This is a genomic window from Nocardia caishijiensis NBRC 108228 (genome assembly GCF_001612825.1).
Classification (GTDB): Bacteria; Actinomycetota; Actinomycetes; order Mycobacteriales; family Mycobacteriaceae; genus Nocardia; species Nocardia caishijiensis.
Window position 1 is genome coordinate 155,868 of the sequence record NZ_BDBE01000029.1, and the last position, 14,592, is coordinate 170,459.

17 protein-coding genes are annotated in these 14,592 nt (G+C 69.3%); 1 reads left to right on the plus strand and 16 read right to left on the minus strand.

Features of this window, described 5'->3' with window-relative positions:
* Positions 1-29 precede the first annotated feature (29 nt).
* Entirely contained in the window at positions 30-1,541 is a 1,512-nt protein-coding gene (gene eccB / locus NC7_RS12160; RefSeq protein ID WP_067982180.1) for a type VII secretion protein EccB, read from the minus strand.
* A 118-nt stretch (positions 1,542-1,659) separates the two neighbouring features.
* On the opposite strand from eccB, the gene eccE reads away from it, so the two are divergent.
* A complete protein-coding gene (gene eccE, locus NC7_RS12165; RefSeq protein WP_084458458.1) occupies positions 1,660-3,459 on the plus strand; it encodes a type VII secretion protein EccE in 1,800 nt (599 codons plus the stop codon).
* Between the two features lie 178 nt (positions 3,460-3,637).
* On the opposite strand, the gene NC7_RS12170 is transcribed toward eccE, so the two are convergent.
* The 15 genes from NC7_RS12170 to NC7_RS12240 all read right to left on the minus strand — a co-directional run bounded on the left by NC7_RS12170 (position 3,638) and on the right by NC7_RS12240 (position 14,586).
* Entirely contained in the window at positions 3,638-3,931 is a 294-nt protein-coding gene (locus tag NC7_RS12170; RefSeq protein WP_067982184.1) for a WXG100 family type VII secretion target, read from the minus strand.
* A 44-nt stretch (positions 3,932-3,975) separates the two neighbouring features.
* Positions 3,976-4,278: a WXG100 family type VII secretion target gene (locus NC7_RS12175; RefSeq protein WP_067982187.1), complete on the minus strand. Its 303-nt coding sequence runs from the start codon at positions 4,276-4,278 to the stop codon at positions 3,976-3,978.
* 93 nt (positions 4,279-4,371) lie between these two features.
* On the minus strand, positions 4,372-5,163 hold the full coding sequence (locus NC7_RS12180; RefSeq protein ID WP_067982190.1) for an ESX secretion-associated protein EspG: 792 nt from the start codon (positions 5,161-5,163) through the stop codon (positions 4,372-4,374).
* Positions 5,160-6,146, minus strand: coding sequence for a PPE domain-containing protein (locus NC7_RS12185; protein ID WP_067982193.1), 987 nt, complete (start codon positions 6,144-6,146; stop codon positions 5,160-5,162). Before NC7_RS12185 ends, NC7_RS12180 begins: the two co-directional genes overlap by 4 nt.
* Positions 6,143-6,478: a PE family protein gene (locus NC7_RS12190; RefSeq protein ID WP_067982196.1), complete on the minus strand. Its 336-nt coding sequence runs from the start codon at positions 6,476-6,478 to the stop codon at positions 6,143-6,145. Before NC7_RS12190 ends, NC7_RS12185 begins: the two co-directional genes overlap by 4 nt.
* Before the next feature lie 34 nt (positions 6,479-6,512).
* Positions 6,513-7,856, minus strand: a complete 1,344-nt coding sequence (locus NC7_RS12195) for a hypothetical protein (RefSeq protein ID WP_067982200.1) — start codon at positions 7,854-7,856, stop codon at positions 6,513-6,515.
* Complete coding sequence (locus tag NC7_RS12200; RefSeq protein WP_067491029.1) at positions 7,853-8,170, minus strand: type VII secretion target; 318 nt, start codon at positions 8,168-8,170, stop codon at positions 7,853-7,855. The genes NC7_RS12195 and NC7_RS12200 overlap by 4 nt, the downstream gene beginning before the upstream one ends.
* 99 nt (positions 8,171-8,269) lie before the next feature.
* Positions 8,270-8,569 (minus strand): YbaB/EbfC family nucleoid-associated protein, encoded by a 300-nt coding sequence (locus tag NC7_RS12205; RefSeq protein ID WP_067982204.1) that lies wholly within the window; start codon positions 8,567-8,569, stop codon positions 8,270-8,272.
* Positions 8,570-8,594: 25 nt separating this feature from the next.
* Complete coding sequence (locus tag NC7_RS12210) at positions 8,595-8,939, minus strand: hypothetical protein (RefSeq protein WP_067982207.1); 345 nt, start codon at positions 8,937-8,939, stop codon at positions 8,595-8,597.
* Between the two features lie 12 nt (positions 8,940-8,951).
* Positions 8,952-9,737 carry an ESX secretion-associated protein EspG gene (locus NC7_RS12215; protein WP_067982210.1) on the minus strand — a complete coding sequence of 262 codons (786 nt, stop codon included), beginning with the start codon at positions 9,735-9,737 and terminating at the stop codon, positions 8,952-8,954.
* On the minus strand, positions 9,734-11,569 hold the full coding sequence (locus NC7_RS12220; RefSeq protein ID WP_157101956.1) for a hypothetical protein: 1,836 nt from the start codon (positions 11,567-11,569) through the stop codon (positions 9,734-9,736). The genes NC7_RS12215 and NC7_RS12220 overlap by 4 nt, the downstream gene beginning before the upstream one ends.
* 174 nt (positions 11,570-11,743) lie before the next feature.
* Complete coding sequence (locus NC7_RS12225; RefSeq protein ID WP_236573256.1) at positions 11,744-13,315, minus strand: hypothetical protein; 1,572 nt, start codon at positions 13,313-13,315, stop codon at positions 11,744-11,746.
* A 41-nt stretch (positions 13,316-13,356) separates the two neighbouring features.
* A complete protein-coding gene (locus NC7_RS12230; protein WP_067982216.1) occupies positions 13,357-13,797 on the minus strand; it encodes a TY-Chap domain-containing protein in 441 nt (146 codons plus the stop codon).
* A complete protein-coding gene (locus NC7_RS12235; RefSeq protein WP_067982219.1) occupies positions 13,794-14,291 on the minus strand; it encodes a DUF6301 family protein in 498 nt (165 codons plus the stop codon). The genes NC7_RS12230 and NC7_RS12235 overlap by 4 nt, the downstream gene beginning before the upstream one ends.
* A gap of 16 nt (positions 14,292-14,307) precedes the next feature.
* Positions 14,308-14,586 carry a hypothetical protein gene (locus NC7_RS12240; RefSeq protein ID WP_084458413.1) on the minus strand — a complete coding sequence of 93 codons (279 nt, stop codon included), beginning with the start codon at positions 14,584-14,586 and terminating at the stop codon, positions 14,308-14,310.
* Positions 14,587-14,592 lie beyond the last annotated feature (6 nt).

Genomic DNA, 14,592 nt, shown 5'->3' on the forward strand with positions numbered 1-14,592 from the left:
CGGGTGCGAGGCATCCGGCCCTGTTCGTTTCAGCGACCGGACGGCAGCGAGTCGTAGGAGGAGAGCGCTTCGGTCGGCGAGAGCGTCGGGCCGGGAACCAGCTGGCCGATGACCGACCACGGCGCGAGTCGAGGGCTGCTCCCCAGGCCGATGGCCGTCGCCACCGCCATGTCGGGCACGCCGTAGCGCACCCCGCTGTCACCGACGTAGAACAGGCTCCCCCGGCGGGGGCTGCCCGGTTCCATGCCCGTCACCTGAACGAATTCGCCGGTGCCCGGGGGCACGTAGACCCCGTCGACCCGGTCGCCGGTGCCGTCACCGGTCGACAGTTCGACGACCTTCGCCGATTCCGGGATGGGCAGCCGGGTGCCTGCCAGCAGCGACACCACCGCGCGTTCGTTGGGTCCGTCGCCCGCTTCCGATTTGCGTTCGGTCGGGCTGGTTCCCGGCGTCTTGGTCCACGACACGCACGCGACGGGCGCGTCCTCGGCGGCCAGGATCTCCGGGGTCTGCACCGGGAAGTCGTCGACGGGCAGCGGGCGCACCACGGCGACCTGGTGGAGCACGTCGGGCGGAAGCGTCGGAATCTCGCTCACCCCATGGGAATCCGCGTTGCGGATCACCCGCGCGGTGAACGGGCTCACCGGCTGCACGCCGTCGGCGAGCACCACATACGTCTCGGCTTTGGCCGTGCGGTCGGAACTGGCCACCTCGACGACGGCGCCCACCGGGAGCTTGGCCAGGGGGCCCGGGCCGGGCTGGCCCGCGTGGGGGATGACCGGCGGCGCGAGCGCGGGCACTTCGGCGGTCGCACCGAGCAGACCGGGACCGATCGGGCGCGGGCGATGCGTGGACAGCCCGAGCGAACGCGCCAGCACCTTGTCCTCGGGGTCGACCTCGGCGTGCTTGCCGTCGTAGACGAGGTAGGTCTTGTTCTCGTGACGCACGAACAGCGCGGCGGCAGGGTCGGCCGTGCGGATGCGCTCCCCCAGTTCCGGTTTGCCCGCGACCACCGCGGTGGTCGCGCCGCTCGCCGAGGCCGCGCTGCCGCCCTGGGACAGCTGGATGGTCTCGCACAGCGACCAGGTGGAGCTGTCGCCCTGACCGGAACCCGGCAGCGCGCTCGGCGCACCGGGGATACCGAGCATCGGGCCGCGCGGCAGGTCGTTGAGCTTGCTGTCCTTCACCGCGTGCGGTTCGGCGTTGCTCTGGGTGATGAGCCGGGCCGAGGCCAGATTGAGCACCGGGTGCAGCACCTTGTCGCCCTCGGCGGTGTGGCGGACCACGTACAGGGCGCCCGTATCCTTGCCGGACACGATCAGGGCATCCCCGATCGCGCCCTGGGGCCGCAGGAATCCCAGAATCGCCGCACCGGCGACCACCAGCAGACCAAGGGCCGCCCCCACCCACAGTGAGCGAACCTGCGAACGCATCGGATCGTGCAGCATCCGGACGTCTCGGCGCACCAGCGCGTGATCGAGACGACGCAGCAGGAAGCGGTAGCCGTTGACCTGGGCCCGGGTTGTCAGCTGTGCCGGCACTCGGCCTCCATCGAGCTATCCATCACCATCTCAGCCGACACGGTACCTTAAATCCGACATTGCCCTGAACCAACTTTCGAACGCACGCCGAGCTGGGACAACGATGGGGAACGACACGATGAACGGCCGGACAACCGGCGCCGGAACCCTTCCCGAGCGGGAACGGAATCAGGCCGAGGAGCGCGACACCGGGCAGCCGAAACCCGTGTCGCCGTACGACACTCTGCGCGACCCCGAGTTCTGGCTGTTCCGGATCTTCCCGCTGCCCGCGGTGGTCGGCGTCGTATTGGTCGCGGCGACGGTGGCCTGGGTGGTGCTCGTGCTGTCGGACTCGGTGTGGGGTGCCGTCGGCGCGGGTGCGCTGATCGGGCTCATCGGGCTGGTGCCGGTCCGTGGGACGACCTTGGCGGGGCGGATGGCGACCGGCTTCGGCAGGGGGCGCGGGCGGGGCGCCACCGAGCGGCTCGCCCAGGCGCCCGCCTTCGACGTCCCCTTGGCCGAGGGCGGCAACTGTGGCGTGCGTTGGGACGGCGATCTGCTGCTGACCATGCTGCGGATCGACCCGCCGCCGGACACGTTGACCCTGCTGCGGCACGGCTCGCTCAGCACTGACCAACTGCTGCCGCTCACCGAGATCGCCCGCTGTCTGGACCAATTCGACATCACCCTCGCGGGCATCGACCTGGTGTCGACCGGTGCGCGCACGGCCGGTACCGGTGTCGCGTCCTACCTCTACGACCGCATCCTCGGCCCGCTACCCGCCGTCGCGCACCGGACTCTGTGGCTGGTGCTGCGCATGGACCCGCTGACCAATGCCGAGGCGGTCGACAAACGCGGCGGCGGCGCCGAGGGTGCGCTACGGACCGCGATCATCGCCACCCGCCGGGTGGCCAACCGGCTGGCGGCCCGCGACATCGCCGCGTCCGTACTCACCTCGGCCGAGATGAACAGCGCGGTGCGCCAACTCACCCACGGCTTCGAGATCGATCAGCTCGAGGAGACGCCGACCGCGCTCACCACGCCGAGCCGTTGCCTGACCCACTACCAGGTGGGCGCCGAGCTCATCACGCCGCGTGGACTGGCCGACATCTGGGCCGTGCCGAGCCTGTCGACCACGCTCACGCTGCGGTTGCGCCCGGGAGCACCACGTCACGACCAGCGCAGCGACCACGCGGGCACCGTGGTGCTCAACGCGGTGGTGCGTTTCGACACCCTGGTCGAACCGACCGAGATTCCGATCCGCGGTCTGCGTGACATCACCGGCGGGCATCTGCGCACGCTGCTCGACACGCTCCCGGTGGCCTCGCTCGGTCGCTGGTCCGACGACGACGGGTACCGGGGCACCCTGGCGGCGCTCACCGACATCGCGGTGCCGACGGCGGGCTGCGGCCAGCTGATCGGCGCCGACGAACGCGGCCAGGGCATCGCGGTGTCGCTCATCGGTGACGGCACCCGCCACCTCGAGGTGATCGGCAATCTCGACCTCGCCCAGCAGGTCATCCTGCGCGCCACCGCGCTCGGGGCCCACGCCATCGTGCACACCGCACGGCCCGAGGCATGGCATTCGATGATGGCCAATCTCAACGCACCGCAAGTGCTTTCACTCGCACCACGCTCCGCGGGCGCCAGCTACCACCCACCCGGGCCGCCCCCGATGCCCGCCGCGCCCTACCCGAGCACGACGGTGCTGGTGTTCGACGGGATCGAACCGACCACCCATGCCGGTGGCGCCACCATCGTGCACGTGCGCGCACCGCACGAGCAGAGCGGCGGGATCGACGCCGACGTCACCCTCATCCAGGATCCCGCCGCACCCAACCGGATCACGGTCCGGACACCAGCCGCGACAGCGACGGTGAACATGGTGACCACCCCGGAAGAAATGCACTACATCGGCGAATCCCTAGCCGCCCGCTGACAACCCCACAAAACGACGAACGGCCCGACACAAACCGTCGGGCCGTTCGCCTGATCCAGCAAGAACATGGGTAACTCACCGGGAACGGGCAAACGCTCCCAGCCCCCAAAGTCTTACCGCGTCAACAACTCCCCCCCGCACCTGAGTCTGGCCAAAAGACCCGGAGAGGCGGGAAAGCTCAGAAGTCGGCGAAGCCGTCGCCGACCTTGCCGTCGGCCTCGATGGCACGACCCAGCGCGTTCTCGACCTTCTTGCCGAGGTTGTCGAGCTTGACCAGGGTGTCGTCGAGCTCGTTGGTGACGTTCGTGTGCGCGGTGTTGAAGTTCTGCACCGCCGAATCACCGTGCAGGCTCTCGCGGAAGGCGTTGGCGGCGTTGTTGAGCTCATCGATCTGAGCCCGCATATTCGAGCCGTAGGTGTTGAGGTCCGAGACCATCTCGGTGATCTTCGGCGAGTTGTACTGAATCGTCATGATCTGTTCCTTGTCTGTCGTGAACGGCTACTCAGCGCGGCGGGCTACAGGCCCTCGGAGTCGGAGGCGACGATCGTCTGCTTGCCGGAGGTGACGGCCTGCGACAGACGGTCCAGCTTCTCGTTGAGCCGGGTGACCTCGTCGTGCCATTCGGTGGCAGCGGTCTTGAACTGACCGTGCGCCTCGCCCGACCAGCCGGCGGCGACGGCCTGCACGGAGTCATCGATCTGGTTGATGGAGGTCTTGAGCGTGGAGATCGCGTCCTCCATCCGGCTCACGACATTGTTGATGCCGCCTTCGTCGACACCGTAGTCGCCCGAGCCGCCACCGAGGTTGGTAAGAGACATATTTCAGAACCTTTCATCAGAACTTGTGTGTGCGCGAGGATCCGATCGATCGATCTCGCTGAGCTGGACGCAGACCGACGCTGCGACGCGGAACTACGGCGGCATCCACCTCCCCCCGGGCAGTCCCTCGATCAGCGCCGCGACCGCTTGGGTCACCCGGTGATCGGTACCCGTGGTGAGCGTCGACCAGATCTGTCGATCCGGCGAGATCGTCGGGGCGGCGACGATGCGCCCGCGCCCCGTGTCGTAGACGGCGACCGCACCCGGCGCGCGGGTGGTCGAGCCGTCCTCGTGGCTGTAGGCGACGATTTCCGCGTGCCCCGTGCAGGAGGCGAAGGCGGCGCCGAGCACGGTGGCGTCGCGCTCGGTGGCGTCGAGCGCGTAGAGGCCGTCGGCGAATTCCGCGGCAGTCGCGGCACCGTCGAGTCGTCGGGTCAGTTCGTCGGCGGGCGCGTTGAAGCCGCCGAACTGGGCGGGCTCGCGGTGGCCGAGCGCGGCGAGGACCGGACGGGCCAGCTCCTCGGCCGAACCGTCGCACCACACCGAGTTCACCTCGAAGGTGTCGTCGGTGCGCACGGCGACCGCGTGTGCGCGGCCCCGGCGGACCACGCAGACCCGCTTACCGCCTTCTTCGCTGTGAATCCGCACGGCCAGTTCACAATCCGGTTGCGCCAGGACGAAAAGCGCGTCGGCGAGGTCGGGGTCGACCTCACCCTCGGCATCGATCAGACCGCTGTCACGCAGCCCGGCGAGCGCCAGTTCGTTGGCGCGGCGCCACTGTTCGTAGGAGTCCTGCTGCGGGCCGACGCGCAGGGTGAGCGGCAGGGTCTGCACGCCGAGCCGGTCGGCCACGGCGAGCAGGGCGTCGTTGGTCAACGTCGTCACGACTCACCTCCCGGCTCCGCACCGGCCTGTTCGGTGCTCGCGGCCCTGGCCGCTTGGGCGTGATCGCCAAGCACCGCTGGCGCGGCCCGGATCTCGCCGTCGAGGCCGAATTCCTCGGTGTGCTCGGGCAGGCTCGCGCGGGGGAACCGCGCGGTGTCCTGGGTGGCGGCCTGACCGACCGGGCCCGGCGCGATCGGCGCGGCCTGTGTGCCCGTTGCGGGTGTGACCACCGGATTCGGTCGGGCGGCGACCTCGGCGGTCGTGGCCGACTGCGCGTACACCGGCGCGTTGTAACTGGTCAATGTGCGCGGAATCGAGTGCAGCACAGGCATTCCCGGAATTCCGCCGAGACCGGGAACGGCACCGGGCGACGTCGCGCCCGGTTGCGGGACCGCGGCCCGCTCCGCGGCCAGCGCCGTGGCGGGGGCGATCGGCGGCGGCTCCTGGTGCTGCCAGGCCGTGGCCAGGGGCTCGGTGGCCTTCTCGTAGTTCTCCATCACGCGCGAGGCGACGGCCTTGGCGACATCGTGCTCGGCGTCGGTGTCGGCGGCGACAGCCTTGATCGGCGCGCCGAGCATGCCGCTCACCGACTCGAGCGTGCGCTGCACCTGTTGGATGGCCTCGATGTCAGCGGTATTCGGCATCGCCAACCGCGCCACCTCGTAGGCGGCGACCTGCGCCTGGAATTTCGCGGCGTTCGCGGCCGCGGCCGTCGAGGTCTCGAGCAGCCACTCGCGCAGCGCCGTGACCCGTTGCACCACTTCGTCACTGCGCCCGGACTGCCAGGCACCACGCAGGTCGGCGAGCACCTTCTCGTATTCCAGTACGGCCGCGCCGAACGACGCGGCCAGTTGCGTCCACGCGCCGATCGCCTCAGCCATGGGGACAGACCCCGCCCCCGTGGTGAGGTCACGCGCCAGCTGCTCCGGCGGACGCGCCGACCACACCACGCCGGTGAACCCTGGCTGTGGTGGTTCGATCATTGCGGCGGAGTACCTCCGAAGTCCGCCGTGTTGTCGCTTTCCATCCCGCTGAAGCGGTTCGCCTGCAGGCGAAGCGTCGCGGCGAGCTTGCGCATCTCCTCGACACCCGACTGCGCGCGGGTCAGGTACGACGAGGCCACCTCGTTGGCGGTCTGCGCCGAGCGGCCCGACACCTCGTCGGCGCCCGCGGGGGCGACGGTCAGCGCGTGCTCGGCCGCCTGCAGGTCGGCCGCGAGGCGGTCGGCCAGCGCGTCGAGCCCGGACGAGGCCTGGCTTGCGGTGGCGACGTCGAACTGCACGCCGTCGTAGATCTCACCTGTCACGTCGGCCATGGTGAACCTCCTGTGTGCGAACGCGAATCCTGTGTCATAGCGTGAGTTCCTTGTCGGGCGGCGCCTCCGAGGTCGAGGTGTCGGCCGCGCCGACCACCGGCAGCGAGACGCCCTCGATCTGGCCGATCACCTCGTCACCGTGTGAACCGGTGACGAGCTGACCGCGCACCGCGTCGTCGGTGGACGACTCGCCGTCGCGCGCGAGACCGGCACCCATCGGGCCGCCCATCGGCATCGCGCCGGTGCCGGTCGCCGCGGACCCGCCCGAGGTGACCGCCGCGGCCGACGTGGTCGACGCGGCCGCCGCGCCCATCGCGCCGGGTAGCGTGCTCAGCGCGCCGCCGACCGAACGGGTGTTGGGGAACGGGCTCAGCGGTGCGCTCGCGGCGGCGATCGCACCGACGGCGCCACCGGCTCCACCGCCGATCCCGCCGCCACCCGCGCCGCCCGCCTCGGCACCGTCGACGGTTTCCCTCGCGGCGGTGGTGTCACCCTCGGTCGTGGTCTTCGGCGCCGTCAGCGAGGTGTTCGCCGCGGCCAGCTCACCGAGCGACTGCGCCACGGTGGTCGCCGTTGACATCAGCGGGGTGATCATGCTCATCAGCTGGGTGAGCTGTTCGGTCGAGTTCACCCCGGTGGGGGCGTTGGTGATCGGCACCTTCTCGCCCGCCGCGGTCATGCTCGCGCTGTGCCCGACCAGCTCGGTCTTGGTCTTGGCGGTGATCGCCAGCGCCTCGGCGGTGGACGAGGCGGCCGAGGCGACCAGGAAGGCCGCACCGGCGCCCGAGCCCATCAGCAGCGGCGCCATCGCCATGGTCGCGGAGAATTTCGCGATCACCACCGACATCAGCCCCGCGCCGGTGGCGACGCTGACTGCCCCGTTGGCGAGAACCGCCTTCTCCTGGGTGCTCTGGGCCGCGAGCTTGCCCGCGTCGGTCTGCGCCTCGCTCGCCTTCTGCGCCGCTTCCATCGCCGCGATGCCCTGCCACACCGACATCACCGTCTGGATGGCCGTCGAGCCGAGCGACATCACCGTCTGCATCACGGTGCTCACGTTCGACAGCATTTCCGTGGGGTCCGTCGTGGTTCCCGTGCTGTCGCCGGTGGAGTTGGTACCGAGCTGGCCGGTGCCGAACGCCGACGCCAGATCGGTGAGCGGACGCATCAGGGCGCTCAGGTCGATCGTCGGCAGCGGCGGCAGTTCGGGCAGCTGCACGAACTCCGGCAGCTGCGGCAGGGCAGGCAGCCCCATCGAGCCGAGGACGTCGTTCACCGGCATGTCGAGCATGGGGGCAAGCGAACTGCCGCGCAGCAGTTCCAGCACGGTCGGATCCAGTGGATCCGCGCCGGGCGGCGGGGTCGCTCCTGGGAAACTCATGACTGGGTGCGAACCGAACCGATGTCCATGCCCGAGGCGCCGTCGACACCCTCATACGTGGCGGCACCCTGGTGCGCGGTCAGCGCGGTGCCCGCGTGCACCGCGGCCAGTTCGGCGACCGAGGACAGGTGGTTGGCCTGCGCGAAGGCGTACGAGGCGAGCAGCTCCTGACCGATCAGTCCGAATACCGGCACCACGGCGGCGACGGTCGCGGCCTGATCGACCGCAGCGGCCGAGGCGACACCCGAGGCCATCGCCGCGGACGCGCTCCCGTAGGCGCGCAACGCATCGGGAACAACTTCGAAGTGGCTCATGTCAATCGTCCAATCTCGAAACATACCTGGATGTTTCGTAGTCAACCTTAACCAGCCGAGGCAGCGCGAGACGATCGCGCGAGGGTAAACAGTCGGTGACTAACCCGCACTCTCCTCATTGAACGCGGTGATGAGCTCACCGCGTTGCGCGAAGGCGCGGTGCGCGGCGGTGCGCGCGGTATTCACGACCGTCTGTTCGAATTCGGCGGGCGTCATCTTCTCGATGCCCGGCGCGAGACTCAGGCCGACCAGTGCCGCGTTGGCGTCGACCTCGACGGTCACCGTGCCGTCCTCGGACGTCTCGGTCACCAGGATGGCCTTGGTGGCGTCCTGGAGGTCGGTGAGCCGGTAGAGCTGTTTCTGTACCCGAGCGATCAGCTCGTCCATCGTTTCGACCATGTCGCCTCCCCAATCCGCGTGCCGCTCAGACCGATCGCAGCCAGCTCTGCGGTTCGGTGTCGTAGTCCTGCTCGTCGAGGATCTCCTGGCGTGCCACCTCTGCCTCGGTCGGCAGGCCGGTGAGTGCCAGCATCTCCGGGGTCATGCCCGCCGCGCGGAACTGTTCGCGCCGCGCCATGCCCGCCCGATTGGCCGACTGCTTGCACAGTCGCAGCAGCTCGGCGGCCAGCGCCGCCGGATCGCGACGCAGCTGGTCTGGCTCGACCCGAAGACCGAGTGGCAGACCGTTTTCCGTGGTCCGCACCGAGATCGCGCCCGTCACCGACGTGGACACGAACTCGGTGGGGAATTCGTCCTGTTGCGCTGTCATCGTCTCGCCCCCTCAGACTCGTTCATCTTTGATGGCCCGCACCACTTCCACGATGCGCTGATTGATCAGGTCGGTGAAGCGCTTCGCGTCCGCCGCCACCGCGACCCGCGGCACCTCCTCGGCGATCACATAGCGACCGTCGTCGACCACGTCACGCCAGGTCAGCTTGTGCCGGGTGACACCGCGCGGGCCGAAGCGCGAGCGACCCTGGATCACCTCGACCTCACCGGCGCGCAGCAGGGGCGCCGCTTCGAACTGCTTGGCGCGCAACGGAGCCGGGTCGTGGAAGGAGTCGTGGACGGAGGAGACGGAGTAGGAGTAGTCGAGCTGTGCCGTCCGGTCGGCTGATTCGAGCACCAGGTCGGCTTCGCGGCCGGGTTCGTTCGCCGGGAGCTCACGGACCACGTAGTCGGCCAGACTCACCGCGTCGCACTCGGTGACGACGTAACCGCCGCTGTCCCAATAGGTGTCGCCCGGCTTCTGCCGCACCACGTAGCCCCGGTCGCCGCGCCTGCAACCCATCACCCGCACCAGCGCGTCGACCTTCATATCGTCCGCGCCGTCGTGGCCGTGGACGATGATCTTGATGTCGGGGTCGAGCAGCGCTTCGAGCACGAAGCTGACGAACTCCGGCTCGTCGCGCCGCAACCCCGCGAGCGCGTCGGCCTTCTGCCGGTCCAGTTCATCGGCGTCGAGGGTCCTGGTCCGGCAGAAGAACGGCCACGGCACGAAGTCGGAGGTGGCCCACTCCCAGAGGGTGAACATCTCCAGTTCCGTCAGGTTCCACGTGCGGTTCATTGCTCGACGACCGGCCTCACCACGGTCTGCGCCTCGCCGATCGCTTCTTCCAGGTGCTCGACCGAATCCAGGTAGTCGGCCCGCTTGTGGTCCTTCTGCTGACCACCGGCACCGGCGCCCGCGCCACCGCCGCCCATGGGTCCACCCATCGGCATGCCCGCTCCGGCACCAGCGGCACTGGCCAGACCGGCCCGGCTCGCCATGGCGGCGAGATCGGTGGTTGCCGTCGCGCGGGGGAACAGTTTCGACGCCTTCTCGAGGTTCTGACCCTCGGCCTTGGCGCCGAGCCCACCCCCCGCACCGCCGCCACCGCCGCCCTTGGCACCGGCGAGGCCCATCTTCTTGGCTGCTTCGTCCAATGCCGCAGCGCTGGTGGGGATGCCACTCAGCCCGGCCATACTCGCCTGCTGGGCAGCCTGGGCCGCGGCCTGCTCGGCAGCGGCGGAGATCTGCTCGCCGATTTGCGAGGCTTGCGAGGCGGCCTGGGTGGCGAGCTGCTGCAAGGCCTGGGAAGCCGTCTCCTGCGCTTGCTGCTGTTGCTGCTGCGCGGCCTTCTGCGCGGCAGCGCGTTCGGCGTCCTTGGCGGCCTGCTCCTGGGCTTTGCGCTGCGCCTCGGCCTGCTGCAGGGCAGCGAGCTGTTGCTGGTGTGCGGCGTCCTGCTGGGCTTTCAGCTGCGCGGCCGTCGCCGCGTCGTTGTTCTGCGACCCGCCGCCGCCACCCGCGGGATTTCCGGGACTACCGGGGTTGGTGGGTTTGCCGGGCGGCTCCTCGGTGACCCTCGCGGTGCCCGCTGGTCCGGGCAGTGCAGGCAGGGCACCGATCGCCGCCGCGTACCCCGGGCGGTACCAGTTGTTGAAGACGGTGCGCGCGTGGTCTTCCCACGTCTTGCGCTCGTGGGCATTGAGTTGGTCGGCCGGTTTGTCCGGCATGTTCGCCTGGGTCGTCTGGGCCCAGTTGTAGGCGTCGAGCAGCAGTTCACTGACTCGGTACATGGTGCGGGTCAACTCGAGACCCCGCCCGGTGTACCGGTGGACGGCGTCGCGCGCGTCCCCGGCGCCGCGGCCGGTCCAGCGTTCCTTGCTGTCGACCAGAGACCTGATTCTGGTGTCGTAGTCGCTGAAGCCGCGGCTCATCTGCGAGGCCATCCGGTGCCAGTCCGACGACATGTCGCGCAACCAGCTCGATCGCCGCAACGAAATGCCGAGGTTGTAGAAGTCCGTGTAGTTCAGCGTCGATCCCGGCTCCGCGGTGTGCGAGGCCGACACCGTCTTCAGGCTCTCCTTCGGGGTGTTGGCACCCGACGGAAGGCCGCCGTACTGACCACTCTTGTCCGTATCGGTCTTCTTGTACTCCCCTGGTTCCCGACCACGTGTGTTGTCGATCCAGGCGGTGTCACGCGGATTGATCTGTCCCACGTGCTGTTCGGCGTGGACGATGCCCTCGGCCGGATTCCGGGTGGACAGAATCCGGCTCAACTCATCTTTCGAATCCTGGTCCTTGTTCTTGTAGTTGTTCCCGGCGATGAGGAACGACAAGGCCATGTCGTTGAGGACTTGCTTGTGGTCCTTCAAGACGTCGTCGCGGAACTCGCGCCCCAGTGTGTAGAACTCCTGTGTGAGCGCGCGACCTGAGGTGAGGTGACCGAGGAGGTTCTCGGTTTGACCGGCCCCGGTCGTGTCGGGCGAGATGATCTCACCGACCTTGCCCTCGACCAAGGCGATGATGTCGAGCACATCCGCGCAGTATTCGGCGGCTTCCGTCGCCGCGCCGTCCTCGAGCTTGAGCGACCCCGAGTTGCGGTATCCCCGCCAGTCGTCCATCGGTGTGCCCACGAGGTCACACTCCCACTGTCTCGACGGTGCGGTTCCTCATCCGTAGACGCCCCTCCTCATCGCTGGCACACCGGCCGGTCGTGCCCCAGCAAACATGGCAGCCGAGTCTTACAACGCGGCAACACCATTCTTAAATCACGCTAACGAGTATAGGGTTACCGGTGCGTATCCGCATCAGGACGAGATGACCGAACGGTGCCGTTCGTAGAAACTTTCCGCGAACTCGGCCGCGAAAACCTCGGGTGCCACCGCCGACGAAGAGCGATGCAGCACACCGTCATCGGCGACGTAGAAGGTCGCCCGACCGACCGCGATCTCACCCGGTAGCACGGGAACGAACACCATCCAGCCGACGTCGATGCGATCGGCGTGCAGCTGGTCGAGCGGGTAGAGCTCGGGGTCGGCGGCAGTCTCCATCAGGTGCGCGCGCACCATCGCGACGGCGTCCGCGCGCGGCATCGGGTCGGGGGTGCGGGCGGTCACCCCGGCCATGGTGAGCTGGAAGTACGCGGCGTCGGCGTCGAAAAGCTCGGCGTCGTCGAAGACTTCGACAACGGTGTCGCGAGTGACCACACCGGCCTGCGCCGCCTCGACCAGGACGGCGGCGCCCGCGCGCTGATGCTCGGAGGCGCGGTCTCCGAGCAGATCGGTCACGATCCGCGCGACCGTCTCGGCACTCCAGAAGCCGGGCACGGCCGCGGCGATGGCGTCGGCGTCCGGTGAATCACCGTGGTACCAACGGCCGTTGGACCACCAGTAGCAGAACGAGAGCATCCCACCGGCCGCACGGTGATTGAGTACCTGTGCCGAAACCCAGGACGGCGCACCCGCGTACAGCCCGAGCGGCGGTTCGCCCTCGGCGTAGGCCGCCGCGAGCTCCGGCGCGTTCCACACACCACCCGAGAGCACCGCGCGATTGCCGGGCAGCAGATACAGCGAACTGCCGCTGCGGCGCGACCCCTCGAACCAATTCAGCGAAGGCAACGAGCGCGGGCCGACCTCCGAACCGACGGCGACGAAGGCCGCCGACAGCACCGCCCAGCGCGCCACCATCAGCGGCAGCGGTGGCAGGCCGACGTCGGAATCGTCGGCGCGCAGACCTCGGCGCCGATCGGCGAGTTCCTGGGCGGCGGCGGCACGCGGCGCGCGGATCTGCTTGTCGTCGTGCGCGACATACGCCGCCAACCACACCGGCACCGACCGGCGCGGGAACGCCGCCAGATCGGCACGATAGGAGTCCTGGGCGAGCAGGTGCTCGTCGGGGAACGGCTCGTCACCGTAGTCGTAGTCGACGTCGATCTCGCCCGCGCGCGACAGACTCAGCACCAGGCGCCACCACGGGCCGTCACCGAGTTCGGCCGACAGCGTCCGGTGTTCCCACACCAGGTCGACGATCTCCTGCGGCGGTGTCACCTGCACAGGTTCGATGGTGTCGCCGGAGAACACGGCGAGCGAGGAATGCTCGAGAACCGTGAGCGCGAAGGCCGCGTGCAGACGCTGCCAATCCGGCGGGGCGAGCGAGGCCAGATCGCGCGCCACCTGGTGCATGATCTTGCGTGCCCGTTCGGTTGGGTCATCGGGCTCGGGTTCGTCGTCGGCCAAGGTGAAACCGACGTCGGGCTCTTCCTCGGCGACCGCTTCCACCTCGGCCGGTACGGAATCCGGTTCGGCGGGAACAGATTCGGTGGATTCGTCGTGGTCCGGTTCGGTGGTGTGCTCGTCGAGCCGGTCGCCTCCGCTGGTCATGTCGGGCGGAAATCCCCTCATCTGGTTCATCGGTTGATCGGTCAGGTCGCCAGGGGCAGCCCGAGCTGTGGCAGCTCGATCAGGCTGTTGCCCCGGCGTTCGTTCCAGGCGTCGTAGGTGAACGAATCCGGGGTGGCCACGCCGAATCCGTCGCGCAGTCCCGCGACGACCATGTCGGCCAGGCGCCGGTAGTCGGCGGCGGGCGCGGGCCAGGGCAGGTGGGTCCACCAGTTCTCGTGATGGCGGTCGCGCGGCTGCCAGCCGAGCTCGCGGATCACCGCGTTACCCGCCCGGCCCGCGCGAAGTTCGGCGGCCAGGTGGTCGTCGTCGATGAGCTCGGCCGTCAGTTCGGCATCGGTCTGCAGGAACTGGGCGAACCTGGACGGGCGTTCCGCGCGTGCTTCCACGAGTTTCACGATCGCGCCCGCGGGCAGGGCGGCCAGTTCCCCGGCCAGTGCCGTCGCGACATCGTCCCAGGTCACCGGGACTCCTCCGCGGCCAAGGCGTCGGCTTGATCGCCGAGCGCGAGCCAGCGGTTGTCCATCAGGGTGAGCTGTAGTGAACCGGCCACGTCGCGCAGGATCAATGTGTCGGCCTCGCCCGCCCAGCGCAGTGCGGACACTTCGCCCGGAATGCGTGCGGTCGGCGGGCCGAACAGATCGGTCAGCAGGGCCGCCAGCCGGGCGAAGGTGTCGCGCGCCCAGGCGCGACCTTCGTCGTCAGCGGGCACGCCCTTGGTGAGCCACAGGGTGATGTCGACGATGCGGCCGTCCTCGGCGAACACGCGACCACTGGTCGGGCCGAAGCCGATATCGAGGCGGGCGCGGTCCGCGCGCGGACTCAGTACCCGCCAGCCGAAGCGGGCGGCCAGGTCGGGCAGCGAATCCATCGGCTCGGCACCGCCGAGCGCGCGCAGGCCGGTGGCGATCTCGGTGAGCTGTTCGTCGGTGAGGATCCGACGGCGGTCCTCGCTCACGCCCGCACCTCCTCGCTCATCGACGCTTCTTCGCCAGCTCGGCGAGCCTGCGCTGCCGGGCCAGGTCCGCTTCGCGCGCGTTCGACCCGTCGAGTTGCCCGGCGAACGCCGACCGCGCGGCCCGGACCAGGTCGTCCGAGGCGTTCGGGTAGGCGCGGGCCACCTGCCACAGCGCGTCCTCGGTCTTCATGTCCAGCCCGGTCTCGGAATGGATACCGCCACCGCTGAGTACCGAAGCGAGCATCTTGTCGAAGTTCTGCCGAATCTCGGCCTCGGTCGGTTCGGTCTCTCGCACCGCCTG

Bases quoted from the DNA above. Each gene is read 5' to 3' on its own strand.
- eccE (WP_084458458.1), top strand. From the start codon at position 1,660: ATGAACGGCCGGACAACCGGCGCCGGAACCCTTCCCGAGCGGGAACGG.
- NC7_RS12170 (WP_067982184.1), bottom strand. From the start codon at position 3,931: ATGACGATTCAGTACAACTCGCCGAAGATCACCGAGATGGTCTCGGAC.
- NC7_RS12175 (WP_067982187.1), bottom strand. From the start codon at position 4,278: ATGTCTCTTACCAACCTCGGTGGCGGCTCGGGCGACTACGGTGTCGAC.
- NC7_RS12185 (WP_067982193.1), bottom strand. From the start codon at position 6,146: ATGATCGAACCACCACAGCCAGGGTTCACCGGCGTGGTGTGGTCGGCG.
- NC7_RS12190 (WP_067982196.1), bottom strand. From the start codon at position 6,478: ATGGCCGACGTGACAGGTGAGATCTACGACGGCGTGCAGTTCGACGTC.
- NC7_RS12195 (WP_067982200.1), bottom strand. From the start codon at position 7,856: ATGAGTTTCCCAGGAGCGACCCCGCCGCCCGGCGCGGATCCACTGGAT.
- NC7_RS12200 (WP_067491029.1), bottom strand. From the start codon at position 8,170: ATGAGCCACTTCGAAGTTGTTCCCGATGCGTTGCGCGCCTACGGGAGC.
- NC7_RS12205 (WP_067982204.1), bottom strand. From the start codon at position 8,569: ATGGTCGAAACGATGGACGAGCTGATCGCTCGGGTACAGAAACAGCTC.
- NC7_RS12210 (WP_067982207.1), bottom strand. From the start codon at position 8,939: ATGACAGCGCAACAGGACGAATTCCCCACCGAGTTCGTGTCCACGTCG.
- NC7_RS12215 (WP_067982210.1), bottom strand. From the start codon at position 9,737: ATGAACCGCACGTGGAACCTGACGGAACTGGAGATGTTCACCCTCTGG.
- NC7_RS12225 (WP_236573256.1), bottom strand. From the start codon at position 13,315: ATGACCAGCGGAGGCGACCGGCTCGACGAGCACACCACCGAACCGGAC.